The sequence below is a fragment of the Bradyrhizobium sp. AZCC 1588 genome, from assembly GCF_036924735.1.
Classification (GTDB): domain Bacteria; phylum Pseudomonadota; class Alphaproteobacteria; order Rhizobiales; family Xanthobacteraceae; genus Bradyrhizobium.
Map to the genome: position 1 here is coordinate 4,902,636 of NZ_JAZHSC010000001.1, position 26,982 is coordinate 4,929,617.

Sequence of the window (26,982 nt, forward strand, 5' to 3'; positions counted from 1 at the left end):
TCGGCTCCGATCTCAAAAACTGAGGTTGGCTTGCAGGAGTGGAAAATCCGACGGGGTGAAGCCGCCTTCACTGGCCTCGCAATGCTCGATTAGATTCTGTAGCTGCGCGACGAAGTTTTGCGCCACGGCCTCAATGGTCGACGTCTCGTGAATGGCCGTGCTGTAGACCCACTGCAGTTGCAGCTGGCCGTCGTGGACATGGGCGGAGACGTCGATCAGATGGCGGCGCGCGTTGCCGGGATGCGTGAGCGCGCCGACGTTCTGCCCGGCGAAGCGGAACGGCCGCGCGCCGCCAGCCTGGTCGAGTTGACCGAGATAGTTGAAGCTGATCTCCGGCTCCGGCATCGGCAGCGCCTTAGCGCCGCTGAGATAGCGCAGGATGCCATAGCCGATGCCGCGGTTGGGCACGGCGCGCAACTGCTCCTTGACCGCCTTCAACGCCGCGCCGGGATCGCTCGCACCGGTAAGATCCAGCCGCACCGGGAACAGGCTGGTGAACCAGCCCACGGTGCGCGAGACGTCGGCCGCGGCGAACAAGGCCTCGCGGCCATGGCCTTCGAGCGCGACCAGCAGGCGGCGCCGCCCGCTCCAGGCCGCCACCGCCTCGGCCAGCGCGGTCAGCAGCGCGTCGTTGATCTGGGTATGGTAGACGTTCGGCACCTCCTGGAGCAGCGCGCGGGTGTCGGCGGCGCTGAGCGACGTGCTCACCATGCGCACCATCCCGGCGGTGTTGATCCCGCCGGGATAATCCACCGGGAGCTGGCCGGCGTCCGACCACGGCACCTGTTGCCAGTACGCCAGCTCGCGCTGTGCCGCCGCCGATTTGGCATAGGCGGTGAGCTGTTCGGCCCACTGCCGGAACGAGGTGGTCTTGGCCGCAAGCTGCACCGCGTCGCCCTGCTGCAGCGCCGCCACGGCGGCATCGAGGTCGTCGAGCAGGATGCGCCACGACACCCCGTCGACCACCAGATGATGCAGGATCAGCAACAGCCGCCGGCCCTGCGCGCCGAGATCGAACCAGGCGGCGCAAACCAGCGGGCCGGTGGCGAGCTCCAGGCTGGCCTGCAGGCGATCGGCATGCCGGGCCAGGGCGGCGTCTTGCGCGCCAGCGTCGAGCGCCGACAAATCGATCGCTTCGAATGCCGGCGCAGCCTCGTCGGTATGGGCCTGATGCCAGCCCTGCTCAGTGCGGTGAAAGCGCAGCCGCAGCGCATCGTGATGCCGCACCAGGTGACGCAGCGCCTCGCCGAGCGCGGCCGGCGTCAGGCCCGGATCGCAGTCTAGCAGCACCGCCTGGTTGAAGTGATGCGGCGCGATGAGCTCCTGCTCGAACAGCCAGCGCTGGATCGGGGTCAGCGGCACCTCGCCCTGCACCAGGCCTTGTTCGGCACAAACCGCCGTCGCGCGGCCCGCCACCGCCGCGAGACCGGCGATGGTTTGCTGCTCGAACACCTGGCGGGCCGACAGGCTCAGTCCGACCCGGTTGGCCCGCGCCACCAACTGGATCGACTGGATCGAATCGCCGCCGAGCGCGAAGAAGTTGTCGTTGACACTGATGCGGTCGAGCTTGAGCACGTCGCGCCAGATCGCGGCGAGCGCCTGTTCGGTCGGGTTGCGCGGAGCGACGGCGTCGCCGGATCCATGCCAGTCCGGCGCCGGCAGCGCCTTGCGGTCGAGCTTGCCGTTGGCGGTGAGCGGCAACCGCTCCAGCACCACAAAGCCGGCCGGCACCATGTAGTCGGGCAGGGCCTGTTGGAGATGATGGCGCAGGCCGGCGGCGTCAGGCCGCGCGTCGCCGCGCCCGACCACATAGGCGATGAGCCGGCGGTCGGTAGCTTCGTTGACAACAACGGCGGCGCGCTCGACCGCGTCGTGTTTGAGCAGCGCCGCCTCGATCTCGCCGAGCTCGATGCGGAAGCCGCGGATCTTGACCTGGTGGTCGATGCGGCCGAGATAGTCGAGCGCACCAGTGGCGCGCCAGCGCGCCAGATCGCCGGTGCGGTAGAGCCGCGCGCCGGCTTCGAACGGACTTGGCACAAAGCGTTCGGCGGTCAGGCCCGGACGGTTCAGATAGCCGCGCGCCAGGCCGGCGCCGCCGACGTAAAGCTCGCCGGCGACCCCGAGCGGGACCGGATCGCCGTGGCGATCGAGCACATAGGCCTGCAGATCGGGGATCGGGCGGCCGATCGCGCTCGCCGCGGCGTCGGCGTCGCTCCGCCGCACCGGCCGCCAGGTCACGTGGACGGTGGTCTCGGTGATGCCGTACATGTTGACGAGCTGCGGGCGCGCCTCGCCGTGGCGTTCGAACCACGGCGTGAGCTCGGCAAAGTTCAGCGCCTCGCCGCCGAAGATGACCCACCGCAGCGACAGCGCGCGCGGCCTGGCGGCATCGGCTTGCATCAACCCGGCGAAGGCCGAGGGCGTCTGGTTCAGCACGGTCACGCCTTCGCGCGCCACGAGCGCGTGGAACAGGTCTGGAGAGCGGCTGACCCAGTATGGCACCACCACCAGCCTGCCGCCGTTGCGCAGCGCGCCCCACAGCTCCCAGACCGAGAAGTCGAACGCCAGCGAGTGAAACAGGGTCCAGACATCGTGCGGGCCGAAGTCAAACCAGGCGTCGGTGGCGGCGAACAGCCGGGTGACGCAATCATGGGTGATCAGCGTCCCCTTCGGCCGTCCGGTCGAGCCCGAGGTGTAGATCACATAGGCGAGGTTGTCGGGCGCGCAGGCATTGGGCGGCGCGGTTGTGGGATGGCGGGCGATCTGCGGCCAATCGGCGTCGAGCCGCACCACTGTCGCATCGCTGGCCGGCAGCCGGTCGGCTACCGCAGCCCGCGTGAGCAGCACCGGCACGTGGGCGTCGGCGAGCATGAAGGCGAGCCGCTCGGCCGGGTAGTCCGGATCGAGCGGCAGATAGGCGCCGCCGGCCTTGAGGATACTGAGGAGACCGATCACCATCTCGAAGGAGCGCTCGGCGCATAGCCCGACCACGACATCGGGGCCGACGCCGAGGCCGCGCAGATGATGGGCAAGCTGGTTGGCGCGGCGCTCGAGGTCGCCGTAGCTCAGCGTCGCTTCGTCCAGGCTCAGCGCCACCGCCTCAGGCGTGCGCGCCGCCTGCGCGGCAAACAGCTCATGCAGCAGGCCGCGCGGATACTCCGCCGCGGTGTCGTTGAAGCCAACGAGCTGACGATGCTCGGCCTCGCTCAACAGCGCCAGCGCCGACAATGGCCGCTCCGGGTCGGCGATCATCTGCTGGAACAGGTGGGTGAAGTGGCCGATCAGCCGTTCGACCGCCACCGCCTCGAACCTGTGGATATCGCAGATCAGCCGGAACGACAGCGTCGGCCCGACCGTGACCTGCAGCGTCAGCGGATAGTTGGTCCGCTCGGTCGGGCGGACGTCGGTGATCCGGACCGTCCGCGTCAGTTCGCTCAGCGCGGACATCTCCGCCGGATAGTTCTCGAACGCCACGATGCTGTCGAACAGCGGCGTACCCGCCGGCACCTCGCTAGAGCGCTGCACATCGGCCAGCGCGCTGTATTGATAGTCGGTCAGCTCGCTCTGCCGCGCCTGGACCTCGCGCAGCCAGTCCAGGATCTTTTGTCTGGGGGGTACGGCAAGGCGCAGCGGCAGCGTGTTGATGAACAGCCCGACGGTGCGCTCGACTTCGGGCAGCTCCGCCGGGCGGCCCGAGACGGTGACGCCGAACACCACCTCAGTGCTGTCGCCATAGCGGGACAGCAGCAGCGCCCAGGCGCCCTGCACCAGGGTGTTGAGGGTCAGCCGATGCCGGCGCGCAAACCCTTCGATCTCGGCCAACGCGACCGGGAACGTCCCCTCATGCTCGGCATAGTGATCCACCGGGTCGGTCGGCGCGGCGGGCCGGCCGAGCCCGAAGGCGGTCGGGGTCGCAAAGCCGGCAAGGCGTCGGCGCCAGTAGGCCTCGGCGGCGCCTTGGTCCTGGCGCTGCAGCCAGCCGATGTAGTCGCGGAACGGGCGCGGCGGCTTTAGCTGCGGCGTCTCGCGCCGGCACAGCGCGCCGTAGGCGGCAAACACCTCGTTGAACAGGATCGGCATCGACCAGCCGTCGAACACGATATGATGGCTGTTCCAGATCAGCCGGTACTCGGCCGCGGCGGTGCGCACCAGATGCAGCCGCAGCAGCGGCGGGCGCGTGAAGTCGAAGCCGCGGGCGCGCTCGGCCTGCTGCAGGGCGGCAAGCCGCGCCGCCTGTTCGGCGGCGTCCAGGGTGCGCCAGTCGTGGCGCTCGAACGGCAGCACGGCATGGCGCAGCACCACCTGCAGCGGCTGCTCCAGCTCCTGGCCGACAAAGGCGGTGCGCAGCACCGCGTGGCGCTCGACCATGCGCTGCCAGGCCTGTTCGAACGCATCGACATCGAGCGCCCCGACCAGCCGGCAGCCGAGCGAGATCACGTAGACGGTGGATTCCGGCGCGTAGAGGCTGTGGAACAACAGTCCCTGCTGGGTCGCCGACAGCGGATAGATGTCCTCGATCTGCCGGGGACCGCCGAGCATCGCGACCAGGCGATCGAGCTCGATTTGGCGGGTGGCGGCGAGCGGGAAGTCCGACGGGGTGAAGCCGCCGGCACTGGTCTTGCAATGCGCGATCAGATCGCGCAGCGCCGCGACATAGCGCTCGGCCAGCGCCGTCATCGTCTCGGGCGCATGCCGGCCTGCGTTGTAAAACCACTGCAGTTGCAGCCGGCCGTCGTGGACATGGGCGGAGACGTCGATCAGATGCCGGCGCGCGTTGCCGGGATGCGTAAGGGCGCCAGTGTTCTGCCCGGCGAAGCGGAACGGCCGCGGACCGCCAGCTTCGTCGAGTTGACCGAGATAGTTGAAGCTGATCTGTGGCTCCGGCATCGGCAGCGCCTTGGCGCCGCTGAGATAGCGCAGGATGCCGTAGCCGATGCCGCGGTTGGGCACGGCGCGCAACTGCTCCTTGACCGCCTTCAACGCCGCCCCGGGATCGGCCGCACCGCCGAGATCCAGCCGCACCGGGAACAGGCTGGTGAACCAGCCCACGGTGCGCGAGACGTCGGCCGCGGCGAACAGGGCCTCGCGGCCATGGCCTTCGAGCGCGACCAGCAGGCGGCGCCGCCCGCTCCAGGCCGCCACCGCCTCGGCCAGCGCGGTCAACAGCGCGTCGTTGATCTGGGTATGGTAGACGTTCGGCACCTCCTGCAGCAGCGCGCGGGTGTCGGCTTCGCTGAGCGACGTGCTCACCATGCGCACCGCGCCGGCGGTGTTGATGCCGCCGGGATGGTCCACCGGCAGGCGTCCGGCGTCCGACCAGGGCATCTGTTGCCAGTACGCCAGCTCGCGCTGCGCGGCCGCCGATCCGGCATAGGCGGTGAGCTGTTCGGCCCACTGCCGGAACGAGGTGGTCTTGGCCGCAAGCTGCACCGCGTCGCCCTGCTGCAGCGCCGCCACGGCGGCATCGAGGTCGTCGAGCAGGATGCGCCACGACACCCCGTCGACCACCAGATGATGCAGGATCAGCAACAGCCGCCGGCCCTGCGCCCCGAGATCGAACCAGGCGGCGCAAACCAGCGGGCCGGCGGCGAGCTCCAGGCTGGCCTGCAGGCGATCGGCATGCCGGGCCAGGGCGGCGCCTTGGGCGGCGGCGTCAAGGGCGGACAAATCGATCTGCTCGAACGCCGGCTCGGCCTCCTCGGCATGGACCTGATGCCAGCCCTGCTCAGTGCGGTGAAAGCGCAGCCGCAGCGCATCGTGATGCCGCACCAGGTGACGCAGCGCCTCGCCGAGCGCGGCCGGCGTCAGGCCCGGATCGCAGTCTAGCAGCACCGCCTGGTTGAAGTGATGCGGCGCGATGAGCTCCTGCTCGAACAGCCAGCGCTGGATCGGGGTCAGCGGCACCTCGCCCTGCACCAGGCCTTGTTCGGCACAAACCGCCGTCGCGCGGCCCGCCACCGCCGCGAGACCGGCGATGGTTTGCTGCTCGAACACCTGGCGGGCCGACAGGCTCAGTCCGACCCGGTTGGCCCGCGCCACCAACTGGATCGACTGGATCGAATCGCCGCCGAGCGCGAAGAAGTTGTCGTTGACACTGATGCGGTCGAGCTTGAGCACGTCGCGCCAGATCGCGGCCAGCGTCGCTTCGGTCGGCGTGCGCGGAGCGATGGCGTCGCTACTGCCCTGCCAGTCCGGCGCCGGCAGCGCCTTGCGGTCGAGCTTGCCGTTGGGCGTCAGCGGCAGCTGATCCAGCACCACAAAGCCAGCCGGCACCATGTAGTCGGGCAGGGTGTGTTGGAGATGATGGCGCAGGCCGGTGGCGTCAGGCCGCGCTTCGCCGCGCCCCACCACATAGGCGACCAGCCGCTTGCCGGCCGCATCTTCGTGCGCCACCACCACGGCCTGCTCGACGCCGGCGTGCGCGCGCAGCGCCGCCTCGATCTCGCCGAGCTCGATGCGGAAGCCGCGCAGCTTCACCTGGCCGTCACGGCGGGTCAGATACGCGATGCTGCCGTCGCCGAGGCGCCGCACCAGGTCGCCGGTGCCATAGAGGCGGCGGCCCGGTGGGCCGAACGGATCGGGGATGAATCGCTCCGCGGTGAGCGCCGGGCGGCCCCAATAGCCGTGGGCCAAACCGTCGCCGCCGAGATAAAGCTCGCCCGCCACGCCGATCGGCACCGGCTGCAGGGCAGCATCGAGGACGTAGCAGGTGCTGTTGGCGATCGGAGCACCGATCGGGACGGTTCGGGCATCGGCTGCGACGGCCCGGGTCTCCAGCCAGGTGCTGAAGGTGGTGGCTTCGGTCGGTCCGTACACATGCAGCAACCGTTGCGGCGCGCCGTTGCCAAGCACGGCGCGCACCGCCTGCGGGTCGGCCGCCTCGCCGCCGAACAGGACGTCCCGCACCGAAGCAAAGATATCCGGAACATCCTGGACCAGGCGATTGAACAGCGCGGTGGTCACGAACAGGCTGCTGACGTGCCGCGCGCGTAAATTGGCAGCGAACGCCGCCGACGACAGCGCGGTGTCGCGATCGATGATCACGACGGTGCCGCCGTTGAGCAGTGCGCCCCATAGTTCGAACGTCGCCGCATCGAATGACGGGCTGGCGAGGTGGGCGAGCCGGTCGCCCGGCGCCAGGCTGATATAGTCGGTGCCCAGCACCAGGCGGGCGACCGCCCGGTGCGGCACCGCAATGCCCTTGGGCACGCCGGTCGAGCCGGAGGTGTACATGATGTAGGCCACGGCCTCGCCGCCCGATGCCGCAGGCGGGCGACCATCGGCGGCGTGCACGGCGTCGCTGCGCAGCGACGGCAATCCGGCCGGTGCAACCCCGCCGGGGGCAACGACCACGGCACTCAGCCCGGCGTCCTTGACCATGAAGGCCAGGCGCTCGGCCGGGTAGCCGGGGTCGAGCGGGACATAGCATCCGCCGGCCTTGAGGATGCCGAGCATGCCGGCGATCAGATCGGCGGAGCGTTCCCCCGACAGGCCAACCGCCGCACCGGGACGGATGCCGAGTGCGCGCAGGCCGGCGGCGATGCCATCGGCCCACCCATCGAGCGCGCGATAGCTGATGACGCGCGTGCCATCGTCCACCGCGGCCGCCGCCGGCGTTCGCGCGGCCTGTTCGGCGAACATCTCATGCAGGCAGCGCTGCCGTGGATAGGACCTCGCGGTATCGTTCCAGTCCGAGATCTGCTGCCGGCGTTCCGCCGCGCTCAGCAGCGTGATCGCCGATAGGCGACAATCGGGATCGCTCACAACCTGGTCGAGCAGCCGTATGAGGTGGCCTATGAGGCGATCGATCGTGCCGCGGTCGAACAGGTCCGTCGCATATTCAACGCAGCCTTCGATGCCGGCCGGTGTCTCATGCGCAAACAGCGTCAGGTCGAACTTGGTCGTTACATGCTCGGCGCTGGTTTCGATGCGGCTGGCGGTGATGCCGGGTAGCGCCAGGGCCTCGAACGGAATGTTTTCGAATGACAGACTGGCCTGGAACAGCGGCTGGCGCGAAAGGTCGCGTTCCGGCTGCAGTGCGTCGACAAGCTTCTCGAACGGCAGATCCTGGTGCGCATAGGCGTCGAGCGCAGTTTCCTTCACTCGGCCTAGCAGTTCTCGGAAGGTCGGATCGCCAGCGAGATCACTGCGGATGACCAGCATGTTGACGAACATTCCGGTCAGGTCTTCGAGTTCCGGTCGAGATCGGCCCGCGACCGGAGAACCGATGAGGATGTCATCCTGGCCGCTATGGCGGGAGAGCAGCAGCGAGAAGGCCGCAAGAAACAACATATATAGGGTTGCGCCTTCGCTGCGGCTCAGGGCGATCAGGCGCGAACTGAGGGCGCTTGATACGAAAAACCGCGCGGTCGCGCCGGCAAAGGACTGCAGCGGCGGCCGCGGCCGGTCCGTCGGCAGGTCGAGGGTCGTGGGCGCGCCGGCAAGCTGATGGCGCCAATAGGCGATGTGTCGCGCCAGCACGTCCCCATCGAGCCAGGCGCGTTGCCACAGCGTGTAGTCAGCATACTGAGCGGACAAATCCGGCAACGGTGACGGGCGGCCCTCCAGGTGCGCCGCATAAAGCATTCCGAGCTCCCGAAGTAGAACTCGCAGTGACCAGCCGTCCGAAGTGATGTGATGCATGTTGATCATCAGCAGATGTTCGCTGCCACTCAACCGCACCAGCATTGCCCGGAGCAGGGGGCCGGTCCGCAGGTTGAATGGCCGCTCGGCATGTTCACTGGCCAGGCGCCGCGCCTCGATCTGCCGTTCCTCGTCCTCAAGCACTGAGAGGTCGACCAGTTCGAGGCCGAAGCCTGCCGACGCTTCGATCACTTGGACACCGTGCCCGTCGACAAGCTCGAACCGGGTGCGAAGGTTCTCATGGCGATGCACGATCTCGACAAAGCTACGCTCGAGGGCAGCCACGTCGAGCGAGCCTTCGAGCCGCAGCGTGCCTGCCATGTTGTAGGCCGCGCCCACGAGCCCAATCTGATCAAGAAACCACAAAGGCTCCTGCGCATACGACAAGGGCAGCGACAGCGGGTGTGGCCGCCCGACGAGCGGAGGAAGAACGAGATCATTTTGCTCGCGCTGAGCCTGTTCGATCTTGGCTGCCAGCGTCCGGATCGTGGGGGCCTGGAACAGGGCACGTAACGGCAGCTCGATCTTGAACACATCGCCCAGCCGAGCCATCAGCCGCGCCGCGATCAGCGAATGTCCGCCGGATGTGAAGAAATTGTCGTCGATGCCGGGCCGCTCCACCCCGAGCACGTCGCACCAGATCGCGGACAGCATCTCTTGCACTGCATTCCCTGGCGCCGCATGGGCATCCGTCGAATCGACAGCCTGTGGCGCCGGCAAGGCGCCGCGGTCGAGCTTGCCGTTGGGCGTCAGCGGCAACTGGTCGAGCATCACAAAGGCAGCCGGCACCATGTAGTCGGGCAGGGATCGTTTGAGATGGTGCTGCAGTTCGGCAGCGTTGGGCATTCCATTGGCTGTCGCCACCACATAGGCGACCAGCCGCTTGCCGGCCGCATCTTCGTGCGCCACCACCACCGCCTGCTCGACGCCGGCATGCGCGCGCAGCGCCACCTCGATCTCGCCGAGCTCGATGCGGAAGCCGCGGATTTTCACCTGGCCGTCGCGGCGGGTCAGATACGCGATGCTGCCGTCGCCGAGACGCCGTACCAGGTCGCCGGTGCCATAGAGGCGGCGGCCCGGTGGGCCGAACGGATCGGGGATGAATCGCTCCGCGGTGAGCGCCGGGCGGCCCCAATAGCCGTGGGCCAAACCGTCGCCGCCGAGATAAAGCTCGCCCGCCACGCCGATCGGCACCGGCTGCAGGGCAGCATCGAGGACATAGCAGGTGCTGTTGGCGATCGGACCGCCGATCGGGACGGTTCGGGCGTCGGCTGCGACGGCCCGGGTCTCCAGCCAGGTGCTGAAGGTGGTGGCTTCGGTCGGTCCGTACACATGCAGCAACCGTTGCGGCGCGCCGTTGCCAAGCACGGCGCGCACCGCCTGCGGGTCGGCCGCCTCGCCGCCGAACAGGACGTCCCGCACCGAAGCAAAGATATCCGGAACATCCTGGACCAGGCGATTGAACAGCGCGGTGGTCACGAACAGGCTGCTGACGTGCCGCGCGCGCAAATTGGCGGCGAACGCCGCCGACGACAGCGCGGTGTCGCGATCGATGATCACGACGGTGCCGCCGTTGAGCAGTGCGCCCCATAATTCGAACGTCGCCGCATCGAATGACGGGCTGGCGAGGTGGGCGAGCCGGTCGCCCGGCGCCAGGCTGATATAGTCGGTGCCCAGCACCAGGCGGGCGACCGCCCGGTGTGGCACCGCAATGCCCTTGGGCACGCCGGTCGAGCCGGAGGTGTACATGATGTAGGCCACGGCCTCGCCGCCCGATGCCGCAGGCGGGCAACCATCGGCGGCGTGCACGGCGTCGCTGCGCAGCGACGGCAATCCGGCCGGTGCAACCCCGCCGGGGGCAACGACCACGGCACTCAGCCCGGCGTCCTTGACCATGAAGGCCAGGCGCTCGGCCGGGTAGCCGGGGTCGAGCGGGACATAGCATCCGCCGGCCTTGAGGATGCCGAGCATGCCGGCGATCAGATCGGCGGAGCGTTCCCCCGACAGGCCAACCGCCGCACCGGGACGGATGCCGAGTGCGCGCAGGCCGGCGGCGATGCCATCGGCCCACCCATCGAGCGCGCGATAGCTGATGACGCGCGTGCCATCGTCCACCGCGGCCGCCGCCGGCGTTCGCGCGGCCTGTTCGGCGAACATCTCATGCAGGCAGCGCTGCCGTGGATAGGACCTCGCGGTATCGTTCCAGTCCGAGATCTGCTGCCGGCGTTCCGACTCGTCGAGTAGCGTGATCTCCGACAGGCGTCGATCAGGATCGCTCACAACCTGGTCGAGCAGCCGTATGAGGTGGCCAATGAGGCGATCGATCGTGCTGTGGTCGAACAGCTCCGCCGCATACTCGATCGATACATCAAGACTCGATTTCGTATCGTAGACGTGCAGCGTCAGATCGAATTTGGTCTGCGCATTCTCCGCGGCCATCGGCGTGAGTTTCAAGCCGGGCAGTGCCAGTGCCTCGAACGGCGCCGGTTGCAATGCGAACATCACCTGGACCAGCGGGTGGCGTGCGACATCGCGGTCCGGCTGCAGCGCTTCGACGAGTTTCTCGAACGGCAGATCCTGGTGCGCATAGGCGTCGAGCGCCGTCGTCCTCACTTGCCTCAGCAGGTCTCGGAAGCTCTGGTTTCCGGAACAGTCGGCGCGCAGCACCAGGATGTTCGCGAACAGCCCGATCAGGTTTTGCAATTCGTGCCGCCGCCGGCCGGCAACCGGGGAGCCGATCGCGATGTCGGTCTGGCCGCAGTAGCGTGACAGCAATAGCTGAAATGCCGACAGCAGCACCATGAACAAGGTCGCGTTTTCTCGCTGTCCCAGTGCTCGAAGCGCCGAAGCGACGCCTTCGGAAATCGAGAACCAATGGGTTGCGCCGGCGAAGCTCGGCAACGCCCGTCGCGGCCGATCGGTCGGCAGTTCGAGGTTGGGCGGCGCGGCCGACAGGCGCTGTGTCCAATATGCGAGCTGCCGCTCGAGCACGGCGCCATAGAGCGGCTGCCGTTGCCATAGCGCATAGTCGGCGTACTGAACCGGCAGCGGCTCGAGCGGAGACGGACGCCCCGCGCGAAAGGCGCCATAGAGCGCACCGATCTCACTGATCAGAACCTCGGACGACCAGGCATCCGAGATAATATGGTGCATGGCGAGCAGCAGCAGGTGGTGCTCGGGCGCGAGCTGTATGAGACAGCTTCGAAACGGGGCCGCAGCGCTGAGATCGAAGCGCTGTGCCGCATGGTCCCGGCTGGCGCGGCTCGCCGCCGCATCTTGCTCGTCTTCCGAAAGATGCGAAAGATCCAGCCGTGCAAGCCGATATGGCTGCGGCTGATCGATGACTTGCAGACCGCGACCATCCTCCGTTTCGAACCGTGTACGCAGGCATTGGTGCCGGCAGATCACTTCGGTGAAGGCAAGCTCGAGCGCATTCACGTCGAGCATACCCTGCAGGCGGATCGTGGCGGCGATGTTGTAGGACGACTCGGCGAGGCCGAGCTGCTCGAGAAACCACAGCCGTTCCTGCGCAAATGACAAGGGCGGCGCGCCGGTAGCGGCAGCGGGCGTGACCGGCGGAAGCTCGGTTGCCTGTGACTGAGCCTCCTCGAGAAACGCGGTGATTTCGTGCTGGTGCGAGCGGATCGCCGCGATCCGCTCCGGCGTCATCACGCCCTTGGGCGCGCGGTAGCGCACCCGGCCATTCTCGGACCAGATATGGACACCCTCACGGCGCAACGGGGAGAGCAGGTCTTCAATCATCAAATGATTCCTTCCTCGAGGCTCGCTTCGGCTTCCGCTGCGAGCGGCGCCGCGTTGACCCAGCCGAGAAGCCCGATCCGGTCGGAGAGTTCGCCGAGAGTCGTGGCTTCGAACATCGCCTTGAGCGGCACGTCGACCTGCAATTCCTGTTGCACACGGGCGATCGCGCGCGTCGCTGATAGCGAATCGCCGCCGAGGGCGAAGAAGTTGTCGTTGACACTGATGCGGTCGAGCTTGAGCACGTCGCGCCAGATCGCGGCGAGCGCCTGTTCGGTCGGGTTGCGCGGAGCGACGGCGTCGCCGGATCCATGCCAGTCCGGCGCCGGCAGCGCCTTGCGGTCGAGCTTGCCGTTGGCGGTGAGCGGCAACCGCTCCAGCACCACAAAGCCGGCCGGCACCATGTAGTCGGGCAGGGCCTGTTGGAGATGATGGCGCAGGCCGGCGGCGTCAGGCCGCGCGTCGCCGCGCCCGACCACATAGGCGATGAGCCGGCGGTCGGTAGCTTCGTTGACAACAACGGCGGCGCGCTCGACCGCGTCGTGTTTGAGCAGCGCCGCCTCGATCTCGCCGAGCTCGATGCGGAAGCCGCGGATCTTGACCTGGTGGTCGATGCGGCCGAGATAGTCGAGCGCACCAGTGGCGCGCCAGCGCGCCAGATCGCCGGTGCGGTAGAGCCGCGCGCCGGCTTCGAACGGACTTGGCACAAAGCGTTCGGCGGTCAGGCCCGGACGGTTCAGATAGCCGCGCGCCAGGCCGGCGCCGCCGACGTAAAGCTCGCCGGCGACCCCGAGCGGGACCGGATCGCCGTGGCGATCGAGCACATAGGCCTGCAGATCGGGGATCGGGCGGCCGATCGCGCTCGCCGCGGCGTCGGCGTCGCTCCGCCGCACCGGCCGCCAGGTCACGTGGACGGTGGTCTCGGTGATGCCGTACATGTTGACGAGCTGCGGGCGCGCCTCGCCGTGGCGTTCGAACCACGGCGTGAGCTCGGCAAAGTTCAGCGCCTCGCCGCCGAAGATGACCCACCGCAGCGACAGCGCGCGCGGCCTGGCGGCATCGGCTTGCATCAACCCGGCGAAGGCCGAGGGCGTCTGGTTCAGCACGGTCACGCCTTCGCGCGCCACGAGCGCGTGGAACAGGTCTGGAGAGCGGCTGACCCAGTATGGCACCACCACCAGCCTGCCGCCGTTGCGCAGCGCGCCCCACAGCTCCCAGACCGAGAAGTCGAACGCCAGCGAGTGAAACAGGGTCCAGACATCGTGCGGGCCGAAGTCAAACCAGGCGTCGGTGGCGGCGAACAGCCGGGTGACGCAATCATGGGTGATCAGCGTCCCCTTCGGCCGTCCGGTCGAGCCCGAGGTGTAGATCACATAGGCGAGGTTGTCGGGCGCGCAGGCATTGGGCGGCGCGGTTGTGGGATGGCGGGCGATCTGCGGCCAATCGGCGTCGAGCCGCACCACTGTCGCATCGCTGGCCGGCAGCCGGTCGGCTACCGCAGCCCGCGTGAGCAGCACCGGCACGTGGGCGTCGGCGAGCATGAAGGCGAGCCGCTCGGCCGGGTAGTCCGGATCGAGCGGCAGATAGGCGCCGCCGGCCTTGAGGATACTGAGGAGACCGATCACCATCTCGAAGGAGCGCTCGGCGCATAGCCCGACCACGACATCGGGGCCGACGCCGAGGCCGCGCAGATGATGGGCAAGCTGGTTGGCGCGGCGCTCGAGGTCGCCGTAGCTCAGCGTCGCTTCGTCCAGGCTCAGCGCCACCGCCTCAGGCGTGCGCGCCGCCTGCGCGGCAAACAGCTCATGCAGCAGGCCGCGCGGATACTCCGCCGCGGTGTCGTTGAAGCCAACGAGCTGACGATGCTCGGCCTCGCTCAACAGCGCCAGCGCCGACAATGGCCGCTCCGGGTCGGCGATCATCTGCTGGAACAGGTGGGTGAAGTGGCCGATCAGCCGTTCGACCGCCACCGCCTCGAACCTGTGGATATCGCAGATCAGCCGGAACGACAGCGTCGGCCCGACCGTGACCTGCAGCGTCAGCGGATAGTTGGTCCGCTCGGTCGGGCGGACGTCGGTGATCCGGACCGTCCGCGTCAGTTCGCTCAGCGCGGACATCTCCGCCGGATAGTTCTCGAACGCCACGATGCTGTCGAACAGCGGCGTACCCGCCGGCACCTCGCTAGAGCGCTGCACATCGGCCAGCGCGCTGTATTGATAGTCGGTCAGCTCGCTCTGCCGCGCCTGGACCTCGCGCAGCCAGTCCAGGATCTTTTGTCTGGGGGGTACGGCAAGGCGCAGCGGCAGCGTGTTGATGAACAGCCCGACGGTGCGCTCGACTTCGGGCAGCTCCGCCGGGCGGCCCGAGACGGTGACGCCGAACACCACCTCAGTGCTGTCGCCATAGCGGGACAGCAGCAGCGCCCAGGCGCCCTGCACCAGGGTGTTGAGGGTCAGCCGATGCCGGCGCGCAAACCCTTCGATCTCGGCCAACGCGACCGGGAACGTCCCCTCATGCTCGGCATAGTGATCCACCGGGTCGGTCGGCGCGGCGGGCCGGCCGAGCCCGAAGGCGGTCGGGGTCGCAAAGCCGGCAAGGCGTCGGCGCCAGTAGGCCTCGGCGGCGCCTTGGTCCTGGCGCTGCAGCCAGCCGATGTAGTCGCGGAACGGGCGCGGCGGCTTTAGCTGCGGCGTCTCGCGCCGGCACAGCGCGCCGTAGGCGGCAAACACCTCGTTGAACAGGATCGGCATCGACCAGCCGTCGAACACGATATGATGGCTGTTCCAGATCAGCCGGTACTCGGCCGCGGCGGTGCGCACCAGATGCAGCCGCAGCAGCGGCGGGCGCGTGAAGTCGAAGCCGCGGGCGCGCTCGGCCTGCTGCAGGGCGGCAAGCCGCGCCGCCTGTTCGGCGGCGTCCAGGGTGCGCCAGTCGTGGCGCTCGAACGGCAGCACGGCATGGCGCAGCACCACCTGCAGCGGCTGCTCCAGCTCCTGGCCGACAAAGGCGGTGCGCAGCACCGCGTGGCGCTCGACCATGCGCTGCCAGGCCTGTTCGAACGCATCGACATCGAGCGCCCCGACCAGCCGGCAGCCGAGCGAGATCACGTAGACGGTGGATTCCGGCGCGTAGAGGCTGTGGAACAACAGTCCCTGCTGGGTCGCCGACAGCGGATAGATGTCCTCGATCTGCCGGGGACCGCCGAGCATCGCGACCAGGCGATCGAGCTCGATTTGGCGGGTGGCGGCGAGCGGGAAGTCCGACGGGGTGAAGCCGCCGGCACTGGTCTTGCAATGCGCGATCAGATCGCGCAGCGCCGCGACATAGCGCTCGGCCAGCGCCGTCATCGTCTCGGGCGCATGCCGGCCTGCGTTGTAAAACCACTGCAGTTGCAGCCGGCCGTCGTGGACATGGGCGGAGACGTCGATCAGATGCCGGCGCGCGTTGCCGGGATGCGTAAGGGCGCCAGTGTTCTGCCCGGCGAAGCGGAACGGCCGCGGACCGCCAGCTTCGTCGAGTTGACCGAGATAGTTGAAGCTGATCTGTGGCTCCGGCATCGGCAGCGCCTTGGCGCCGCTGAGATAGCGCAGGATGCCGTAGCCGATGCCGCGGTTGGGCACGGCGCGCAACTGCTCCTTGACCGCCTTCAACGCCGCCCCGGGATCGGCCGCACCGCCGAGATCCAGCCGCACCGGGAACAGGCTGGTGAACCAGCCCACGGTGCGCGAGACGTCGGCCGCGGCGAACAGGGCCTCGCGGCCATGGCCTTCGAGCGCGACCAGCAGGCGGCGCCGCCCGCTCCAGGCCGCCACCGCCTCGGCCAGCGCGGTCAACAGCGCGTCGTTGATCTGGGTATGGTAGACGTTCGGCACCTCCTGCAGCAGCGCGCGGGTGTCGGCTTCGCTGAGCGACGTGCTCACCATGCGCACCGCGCCGGCGGTGTTGATGCCGCCGGGATGGTCCACCGGCAGGCGTCCGGCGTCCGACCAGGGCATCTGTTGCCAGTACGCCAGCTCGCGCTGCGCGGCCGCCGATCCGGCATAGGCGGTGAGCTGTTCGGCCCACTGCCGGAACGAGGTGGTCTTGGCCGCAAGCTGCACCGGTTCATCCCGCTGCAGCGCCGCCAGGACGGCATCGAGGTCGTCGAGCAGGATGCGCCACGACACCCCGTCGACCACCAGATGATGCAGGATCAGCAACAGCCGCCGGCCCTGCGCCCCGAGATCGAACCAGGCGGCGCAAACCAGCGGGCCGGCGGCGAGCTCCAGGCTGGCCTGCAGGCGATCGGCATGCCGGGCCAGGGCGGCGCCTTGGGCGGCGGCGTCAAGGGCGGACAAATCGATCTGCTCGAACGCCGGCTCGGCCTCCTCGGCATGGACCTGATGCCAGCCCTGCTCAGTGCGGTGAAAGCGCAGCCGCAGCGCATCGTGATGCCGCACCAGGTGACGCAGCGCCTCGCCGAGCGCGGCCGGCGTCAGGCCCGGATCGCAGTCTAGCAGCACCGCCTGGTTGAAGTGATGCGGCGCGATGAGCTCCTGCTCGAACAGCCAGCGCTGGATCGGGGTCAGCGGCACCTCGCCCTGCACCAGGCCTTGTTCGGCACAAACCGCCGTCGCGCGGCCCGCCACCGCCGCGAGACCGGCGATGGTTTGCTGCTCGAACACCTGGCGGGCCGACAGGCTCAGTCCGACCCGGTTGGCCCGCGCCACCAACTGGATCGACTGGATCGAATCGCCGCCGAGCGCGAAGAAGTTGTCGTTGACACTGATGCGGTCGAGCTTGAGCACGTCGCGCCAGATCGCGGCCAGCGTCGCTTCGGTCGGCGTGCGCGGAGCGATGGCGTCGCTACTGCCCTGCCAGTCCGGCGCCGGCAGCGCCTTGCGGTCGAGCTTGCCGTTGGGCGTCAGCGGCAGCTGATCCAGCATCACGAAGGCGGCCGGCACCATGTAGTCGGGCAGGGATCGTTTGAGATGGTGCTGCAGTTCGGCGGCGTTGGGCATTCCATCGGCCGTCGCCACCACATAGGCGACCAGCCGCTTGCCGGCCGCATCTTCGTGCGCCACCACCACCGCCCGCTCGACGCCGGCATGCGCGCGCAGCGCCGCCTCGATCTCGCCGAGCTCGATGCGGAAGCCGCGGAGCTTCACCTGATGGTCGATGCGGCCGAGATAATCGAGCTGTCCGTCGGCGCGCCAGCGCGCCAAATCGCCGGTGCGATAGAGCCGCTCGCCCGCGGCGAACGGGTTCGGTACGAAGCGTTCGGCGGTCAGGCCGGGCCGCCCGAGATAGCCGCGCGCCACCCCGATGCCGCCGATATGGAGCTCGCCGGCGACCCCGACCGGCACCGGCGCGAGGCGATGGTCGAGCACATAGAGCTGGATGTTGCTGATCGGCGCGCCGATCGGCACCTGGGTGGCGGCCGGCTCGAGGTGGCATTGCCAGGCGCTGACGTCGACCGCGGCCTCGGTCGGCCCATAGAGATTGTGCAGCCGGCCGGACAGCGCGCCGAGGAAGCGGTTTTGGGTTTCCGCCGGCAGCGCCTCGCCGCTGCACAGGGTGTCGCGCAGGCTGCCGCAGCGCTTGAGATCCGCAGCCTCCAAAAACGCCTGCAGCATCGAGGGCACGAAGTGCAGGATGGTGACCCCGGTGCGTTCGATCAGCTCAGCCAGATAGCCGGGATCCTGATGCCCGCCGGGCCGGGCGATCACCAGGCGGGCGCCGCAGGCCAGCGGCCAGAAGAACTCCCAGACCGAGACGTCGAAGCCGAACGGAGTTTTTTGCATGACGCGGTCGGCCGCGGTCAGCCGATAGGCGTGCTGCATCCATTGGATGCGGTTGCGGATGCCGCGATGGGCGTTCATCACCCCCTTGGGCCGTCCGGTCGAGCCCGAGGTGTAGATCACATAGGCGAGGTTGTCGGGCGTGGCGGCATTTGGTGGGGCGGTGTCGGGATGGCGAGCGATCCGCGGCCAATCAGCGTCGAGCCGGAGCAATGTCGCATCGCTTGCCGGCAGCCGGTCGGCCAGCGCCGCCTGGGTGAGCAGCACTGGCACCTTTGCATCGGCGAGCATGAAGGCGAGCCGCTCGGCCGGGTAGTCCGGGTCGAGCGGCAAATAGGCGCCGCCGGCCTTGAGAATGCCGAGCAGGCCGATCACCATCTCGAACGAGCGCTCGGCGCACAGCCCGACCACGACGTCGGGGCCGACCCCGAGCTCGCGCAGATGATGGGCGAGCTGGTTGGCGCGGCGCTCGAGGTCGCCGTAGCTCAGCGTCGCTTCGTCCAGGCTCAGCGCCACCGCCTCTGGCGTGCGCGCCGCCTGCGCGGCAAACAGCTCATGCAGCAGGCCGCGCGGATACTCCGCCGCGGTGTCGTTGAAGCCAACGAGCTGACGATGCTCGGCCTCGCTCAAGAGCGCCAGCGCCGACAACGGCCGCTCCGGGTCGGCGACGATCCCCTCCAGCAAGATCCGCAGATGTCCAGCCAGGCGCACGATCGCATCGCTCTCGAAGCGGTTGGCGTCGTACATGAGCTTCAGCGACAGCGATCGCCCGGTCGCCACCTGCAATGCGAGGGGGTAGTTGATCCGGTTGACCGCACGGATCATGTCGATGCGGATCGCATGGCCTGGTACCTGTGCGGACAGCTCGGCCGGATAATTTTCAAATACCACGATGCTATCGAACAACGGCGTGCCCGCCGGCACCTCGCTAGAGCGTTGCACATCGGCCAGCGCGCTGTATTGATAGTCCGTCAGTTCGCTCTGCCGCGCCTGGACCTCGCGCAGCCAGTCCAGGATCTTTTGTCTGGGGGGTACGGCAAGGCGCAGCGGCAGCGTGTTGATGAACAGCCCGACCGTGCGCTCGACTTCGGGCAGCTCCGCCGGGCGGCCCGAGACGGTGACGCCGAACACCACCTCAGTGCTGTCGCCATAACGGGAAAGCAGCAGCGCCCAGGCGCCTTGCACCAGGGTGTTGATGGTCAGCCGATGCCGGCGGGCGAAACTCTCCAAAGCTTCCATGCCGAGCGGCAGCTCTTCATCATGCTCGGCATATCGGTCGCGGCCGGTGGCCACGCCGGACGGGTGACCGAGCCCGAACGCGGTCGGCGCCTCGAAGCCAGCAAGGCGTCGACGCCAGTAAGCCTCTGCGGCGCCCTTGTCCTGCCGCTGCAGCCAATCGATGAAGTTGCGATACGGTGGCGCGGCCTGCAGCGGCGGCGCCTCGCGTCGGCACAGGGCGCCGTAGATGGCGAACACCTCGTTCAACAGAAGCGGTATCGACCAGCCATCGAACAGAATGTGATGACAGCTCCAGACCAGGCGATAGTCCTGCTCTGCCAGCCGCACGATGGACAGCCGCATCAATGGCGGCTGGGCGAAATCGAAGCCGCGTTCGCACTCGGTGCGTTGCAACGCCACCAGCCGGGCGTCCTGCTCGCTGGCCGGCGCGTCACGCCAGTCGTCGTACCGGAAAGGCAGTGTTGCCTGGCGCATCACAACCTGGAGCGGGACCTCGAGATCCTGTCCGACGAAAGCGGTGCGCAGCACGGCGTGATGAGCAACCAGCCTCTCCCAGGCAATACGGAATGTCTCGATGTCGAGTTCTCCGACCAGCCGGCAGCCGAGCGTGGTGACATAGGCCATCGATTGCGGTTCGTAGATGCTGTGGAACAGCATGCCCTGCTGGGTCGGCGACAGCGGATAGAAGTCCTCAACGAGGGTTGCGCCGCCAACCGCGCTGAGCATGCGATCGAGATCCGCGTGAGAAGTGCCGCCGAGCGAGTCCGACAACGGGATCGTACCGTCGGAACGTTCGTCAGGTGGGACCTCGGTCGCGAGGCCTATCGCCGCCAGCGCCGCAATGGTCTGATGTTCGAAAATTTGTCGCGAGGTCAGCTTGAGGCCGGCCCGGTTGGCACGGGCCACGACCTGAATCGACTGGATCGAGTCGCCGCCGAGTTCGAAGAAGTTGTCCTCGACCCCGACGTGATCGAGCTTCAGGATATCGCACCAGATAGCTGCCAGGGTTTGTTCGCTGGAGGTGCGAGGGGCTACGAACTTGCCGACCTCGGGGCGTCCCTCGGGAGCCGGCAGTGCGCGGCGATCGATCTTGCCGGCCGGGGTCAGCGGCAGGGCGTCGAGCGCCACGATGGCGGATGGCACCATGTGGTCCGGCAGGCGGAGTTGCAGCGAGTTGCGAAGGCGTTGTCCAAGCTGGTGCGTCAGCGTCGCCGCCCCCGGATCATTGGCATAGGCGGTCAACGGCTGGCGCCGCGGTAGACGCGGAGTGGGTAATCGCACAGGGCCGTCGACCCGGCTGCGGTCGATGAACACCACGTCAAAGCAACCGTCCGGCGAGGCCGATGTCCAGCTCACCCGCACGTCATACCCGAGCCGTTCTCCCAGCGCCCAGAAGGTTTCCGGATCCTCGGCGGCCAGCGCGCGGTCGCGGGAAGCGCTTAGCAGCTCTGACACCGTGGTGCCGGGCTCGCACGTTTCGAGCCATTGCGTGTCTGCAAGATCCTGCGCCAACCTGCGGTTCGGCACGCGCAGCACTGCCATGCTGGCCGGCCGGTGCTTGTCGAGACTTGCGGCTAGTTCCGCGAGCGAACTGCTCGCCCAATCGACGGTCTGGGCCGGCGCCGGCGGCTCGTTGCCCCCTATGTGCAGTACCGCATCGTAGCGATAGCGGGTCAGTTCGTTGTCCGCCTGTCCACGCTTGAGCAGAATCTCCACCGCCGAGATCCCAGGGAGATGATCCTTTAGAGCCAGGAACAAGCCGGGATCGACGGCAAGCTCGGTTTCCCGCTTCTCCGCGCTGGCGACGCGGGCTTTGAGCTCGCCGGCGCGCGATCCCGGGTTTGCCCGCGCGATCTGAACGGAGGCGTGAAACGTCTGCAACAGACCGAAATGGCGGAGGTCACCGACAAATAGCCGGCCGCCGTCACTGACCAGGGATACGGCGCTCGCGAGCACCTCGCGCAGATAGTCGATGTCGGGAAAATACTGCGCCACCGAGTTTAGGATGACGGTATCGACGGATTCCGGCTCGATGTCGGACAGCGCCGTCGCCTCGCGCTCGGCGAGCTCGACATGGGCGAGGTGCGCGCGCCCTTTGGCCCATTCGCGCAATCCGCGGATCGCGGCGGAGGAAATATCGGTTCCGCGGTACGCGCGGCTGATTGGGGCCAGATGTTGCAGCAGGAGACCGACGCCGCAGCCGATTTCTAGAACACGCTCTGGCGCCAAACCAGCAATCCGCTCCACGGTGCTGGACAGCCACTCCTGCATATCCGATTCCGGAATCGGATCGCCGGTGTAGCTGCTGTTCCAGCCCACGAAGCTCGGCGCTTGCCCAGCACTTGTGGCGCCATAGGTTTCCTCAAACAAGGTTTGCCACTGCGCGACGCTATCGTCCCTCGTCGGCGCGTCCTCCTGCCGTCGGTCGGCTTTGAGTCGCGCGAGGTCAGGTACGACATAGGCCACGAGCCGTCTGCTGCCGGGCGTGTCCTCTCGGGCCAGCACCGTCGCCTGTACGATGCACGGCTCCGAGAGCAGCGCGGCCTCGATTTCGCCGAGCTCGATGCGGAAGCCGCGAATCTTCACTTGATGATCGAGGCGGCCGAGAAATTCCAGTTCTCCGTTCGTGCGCCAGCGGACGAGATCGCCAGTTTGGTAGAGTCGCTCACCCGATGCGAACGGGTTCGGTACGAACCGCTCCGCCGTTAACCCAGGCCGGAACAGGTAGCCGCGTGCCAATCCGGCGCCGCCGATATAAAGCTCTCCCGGGGCGCCGATCGGGACCGGCTCTAGATTCTTGTCGAGCACGTAGGCCCGCGTGTTGACCAAAGGACGTCCGATCGCCGGTGTCCGGCCATCCGGCATGCAGCGGAACGCGGTGGTGCAGACGCTTGCCTCGGTCGGACCGTAGGCGTTGAGCACGATGCGCTCGCCGAGCCAGGGCGCAACGACTTCGCCAGTACAGGCCTCGCCGCCGACGATCAGCGTCTTGAGATGCGGCAGCGACGCGGCCGCCAGCGGGCCCAGGGCTGAGGGCGGCAGCAGAACGGTGCCGATCGCTTGCCGCTGCAATAGCTCGCGCAACGGTTCGCCCGGCAGCAGATCGTGACGGTCCGCGATCACCAGCGCGGCGCCGCTGCGCCAGCTCATCAATAGCTCCCAGACCGCTGCATCGAAGCTGAACGAGGCGAACTGCAGGACGCGGCTTCCGGGCGCGATGCCTAAGGGCTTAACCTGGGCCTCCGCCAGATTTGCCGCGCCGCGATGAGAGACCATGACGCCCTTGGGCCGCCCAGTGGAGCCGGAGGTGTAGATCACATAAGCAAGATTGGCAGGATCGACGGCACTCGCCGGCGCGTCGATCGGAAGCCGCGTGATCTGTGGCCAGGCCGCATCGAGGCGGACCACGGCCGCATCGTTCATCGGAATCTGATCGGCCAATGCTGAGTGTGTCAGCACCACGGTCGAGCGCGAATCGGCAATCATGTAGCTCAGCCGGTCCGCCGGATAGCTGGGATCGAGGGGCAGATAGGCGCCGCCCGCCTTGAGAATGGCGAGCGTCCCGATCACCATGTCGAACGAACGCTCGACGCAAAGCCCGACGACCACGTCGGGACCGACGCCAAGCGTGCGCAGATGATGCGCCAATTGGTTGGCACGACGGTCGAGTGCGGCGTAGCTCAATGACTGGTCTTGATAGATCAGTGCCGGCGCGTCCGGCGTGCGCGCCGCCTGCGCGGCGAACAATTGATGCAGGCCGCGGTACGTTGGCGGTTCTTCCGTCGCGGCGTTCCATTCGACCAGTACCCGGGCGCGCTCGCTATTCGACATGAGCGGCAGTTGCAAGAGGCGCAACTGCGGATCCGCCACCGCTCCCTTGAGCAGCCGCACGAAATGGCCCGCCAGCCGTTCGATGGTGGAGGCGTCAAACAGGTCCGTCGCATAGACGAGGGAGCCGGCCAACTGTCCGCCGACTTCCGTCATCGAGAGCTCGAGATCGAATCGCGCCGAGTTCGCCTCGTCATCGAAGCGTTCGACGGTTTGGCCGGGAAGGTTCACCTGCTCGAGCGAAACGTCCTGCAGCGCGAACACCGTCTGGAAGATCGGCTGCCGGCCGAGATCGCGGATCGGATGCAGCGCATCGACCACTTTTTCAAACGGCAGATCCTGATTTGCATAGGCACCGAGCGCCGTTTGCTTGACGCTCTGTACCAGCGCCCGGAACGATGGATCACCAGCCAGATCGGTGCGCATCGCCAGCATGTTGACGAAGAACCCGATGAGGTGCTCGGTTTCGGCGCGAACACGTCCGGCAATCGGCGTTCCGACGACGATATCGTGTTGACCACTCCACCGCGCCAGCAGCGCCTTGAAGCCGGCCAACAAGACCATGAACAGCGTCACGCCTTCCTGGCGCGCCAGCGCCGCGAGCGCGGCGGTCAGGTCGCGCTCCAAAACAAACTTGTGCGTCGCGCCGCGAAAGCTTTGCGCGGCCGGACGCGATCGGTCAGTCGGCATGTCCAGCCCCGCAGGCGCGTCGGCAAGCCGCTCGCGCCAGTAGGCCAGTTGTGGCCGCAGCACGCGCTCCGACACCCATCCGCGGTGCCATGCCGCATAATCCGCATACTGGATCGGTAGCTCCGGAAGAGGCGACGGACGGCCGGCGGAAAATGCGCCGTAGAGCGCGGCGAGTTCGCGGAACAATACGCCCATCGACCAGCCGTCCGAAACGATGTGATGCATCGCCAGGGCAAGGACGTGATCCTGATCGCCGAGCGCAAGCAGCGAGCAGCGGAACATTCGATCATTGGCCAGATCGAAGGGGTGCTCCATGAGAGCTCGCGTGCGCAACCTCGCTTCGTCGAGCGTGACTCTCTCGGTCCCGAGCTCGATCTCCCATGGCGGATCGAGTAGTTGAGACCCGAGCCCATCGCGCATCGTGAAACGTGTGCGAACGGCTTCGTGACGCCGGACAATTTCCGTGAGCGCCGCCGAGAGAGCGGCGATATTCAACTGCCCTCTCAGTCGCACCGCAAGACCGATGTGATAAGCCGGCCCCAACCTGCCCAGCCCATCGAGAAACCAGAGCCGCTCTTGAGCAAATGAAAGCGGCAGCGCGTGATCGCGCGAAACCTTGGGAATTCCATCGAAAAGATCTTCGACCGAGTTTCGTATTTTTCGGCGCAGCAGTTCGAGCCTGGGACCTTTGATTGCAGCCGTCGGCAGGGTCTTGTGCATCGGGATATCCATCGGACATCTGCTCCTTGGGCTCGATGGTCGGTGTTCGAACGGCTACGGTTGCGCGCGCTCAGAGCGGACCTAACGGAAATCGCCGCGTGGGACGGCGACGTGACGGTCAGACTGCGCTCGACCCCAATTCGCGAGCGACATCTTCGTCGTGCATTTGAGCGACCTCTTCGGCGAGCCGCTCTACGGCATCGGCGTTTGCCCAAAGCGGAGATGCGAGCACCCGGCGGCGCAACTCCGCTGCCAGATCGGCCAACCCGCAGTCCTGCCAGAGCATGTCCGGATCGAGCCGGATCATGAATTCGCTCTCGATTCGGGCCCTGATGCGCGTGATGCCGAGCGACGTCACGCCCAGCGCCATGAGCGTCTCGCCGCGATCGAGATCGTCGCCACTGAATCCGAGCAACTCGCCGAAGACATGATGAAGATAGTTTTTGATCGATTGAATCTGCTGGGAATCCGTCTGCCGTCTCAAGTCGAGCACCAGCGCGATGGCATCGGCATGACCTCCCTCCGCCTCTGCGGCCTCGCTGTCGCCACGCCATTCGGCAAGCACCGGCAGCGATCCGTCGAGCAGCATCTGGCGTGCATGGGAACGCTGGATTTTCCCGCTCGACGTCTTGGGAAGGGCGCGGTGATGCGTCAGCACGACGTGATCAAGATCCACCCCGTTATGGGCTGAAATCGCAGCGCGCACGGCTTCGAGACTGGAGGTCGCATCGACTGCAGGCCGCCTGGGCTCCTCAATCACCAGCGCGGCGCGTTCGGTTGCCTGGTCATACAACGTAAATGCGGCAGCCTCCGCGATCTCAGGCGCCGCCACCCGGGCGGTTGCTTCCAGATCCTGCGGATACACATTCTGGCCGCGGATGATCATGACGTCCTTCATGCGTCCGCTGACGTGGAGGACGCCCTCACGCATGAAACCGAGATCGCCGGTTCGCAGGAACGAGCCTTCGTCGCCTGCAAGACGGACGCCGAACACGCGCGCGGATTCCTGCGGGTTCCTCCAATAGCCCGGACCTGTGGTCGAGCCGTCGATCCAGATCTCGCCGATCGCGTTCGGACCGCAGCGCTGCATCGTCTGTGGATCGATAATGAGAATCCGATGCTCGGGAGTTGGCTTTCCGCAGGAGGGGATGTCGTAGGCGTCGTGCGGACCCTGCGCTGGTTCCAGCCGGTTCCGGCGAATCGCCGACAGCGAAACCGTCGCCGCTGTCTGTCCTGCTCCGACCGGTCCGCCCGACACCAGCAGCGTCGCCTCTGCCAATCCGTAAAACGGACACATCGACTGACGTTTCAGTCCATAGCGGCCGAAGCGCTCGGCGAAGCCGTTCAGGGTTTGCATCCGGATTGGCTCAGCACCACACCCTGCTACGGCCCAGCGACTGAGATCGAGGCCGGCGCAATCTTCCTCCGGGATCTGACGCAAGCACAGATCATAGGCGAAGTTGGGTGCAATGCTGGCGGTGCCGCCATACTGCGTGATCGCCTCGAGCCAGCGGATCGGGCGAGCAACGAATGCGGCAGGCGGCATCAGAACCGATGTTGCTCCTCGATAGAGTGGCGTGCAGATGCCGCCGAATAAGCCGAGATCATGAAAGTGAGGAACCCAACTCACCCAGACTGATTGATCGTTCAGTTCGGCCTGGCTCGCCAGCAGCCGAGCGTTGCGCGCGGCGTTCGCATGGGTGACCACAACACCGCGCGGAGTGCCGGTCGACCCGGATGTGTACTGCAAGACGCAAACGTCATCCTGCGCGGGCATCACGACGTCGTCACCGCTTGACTCATCAGTCGTCAAGGTGTCGGTCACGACCGCTTCGAGAGAACAACCGAGTTCGGACAGGATCTCGCTGATCCGCGGCGCTAGCTGCGAGGACGTCAAGACCGTCGCGGGCTCGGCATTGGCAATCAGCGCGGCAATGACGCGGCTGCTACCCGATCGCCGAGGCGGGGCCAACGGCACCGCGATCGCGCCGGCGTAGAGAACAGCAAAGAACGCGATCACGAAGTCGAGCCCGGGCGCATAGAACATCAGCACACGATCCCCGCGTCGCATGCGCGTTCTCAATGCTCCAGCCAGTCTGGCTGCCGCCTGATCGAGCGCGGCAAAACTGAGATCGGCCCTCGCGGATGCGGCGGGAAGAAAACGAAGCGCCGGCCGTTCCGGCATCGTTTGTGCGTGCTCTCGCAACGCCTCGACCATTGTGACGGCAGTGTTCGAAGGCATCATCAGCTTCTCTCCCGGCCGATTCGCAACCACGCGTGCTACCGCCTGTTGAGGCGATTAGCGTTTCAGAAATTGGAGCAA

At 67.3% G+C, this 26,982-nt stretch carries 2 protein-coding genes and 1 pseudogene; all 3 read right to left on the minus strand.

Annotated elements, in window-relative coordinates; genetic code table 11:
- Positions 1 to 12: 12 nt before the first annotated feature.
- On the minus strand, positions 13 to 12,405 hold the full coding sequence (locus V1277_RS22955) for an amino acid adenylation domain-containing protein (protein WP_334418228.1): 12,393 nt from the start codon (positions 12,403 to 12,405) through the stop codon (positions 13 to 15).
- Positions 12,406 to 12,488: 83 nt separating this feature from the next.
- A pseudogene (locus tag V1277_RS22960) lies at positions 12,489 to 24,659 on the minus strand (amino acid adenylation domain-containing protein); the annotation flags it as partial.
- A gap of 118 nt (positions 24,660 to 24,777) precedes the next feature.
- Positions 24,778 to 26,904, minus strand: coding sequence for an AMP-binding protein (locus V1277_RS22965; RefSeq protein WP_334418230.1), 2,127 nt, complete (start codon positions 26,902 to 26,904; stop codon positions 24,778 to 24,780).
- Positions 26,905 to 26,982: the final 78 nt, after the last annotated feature.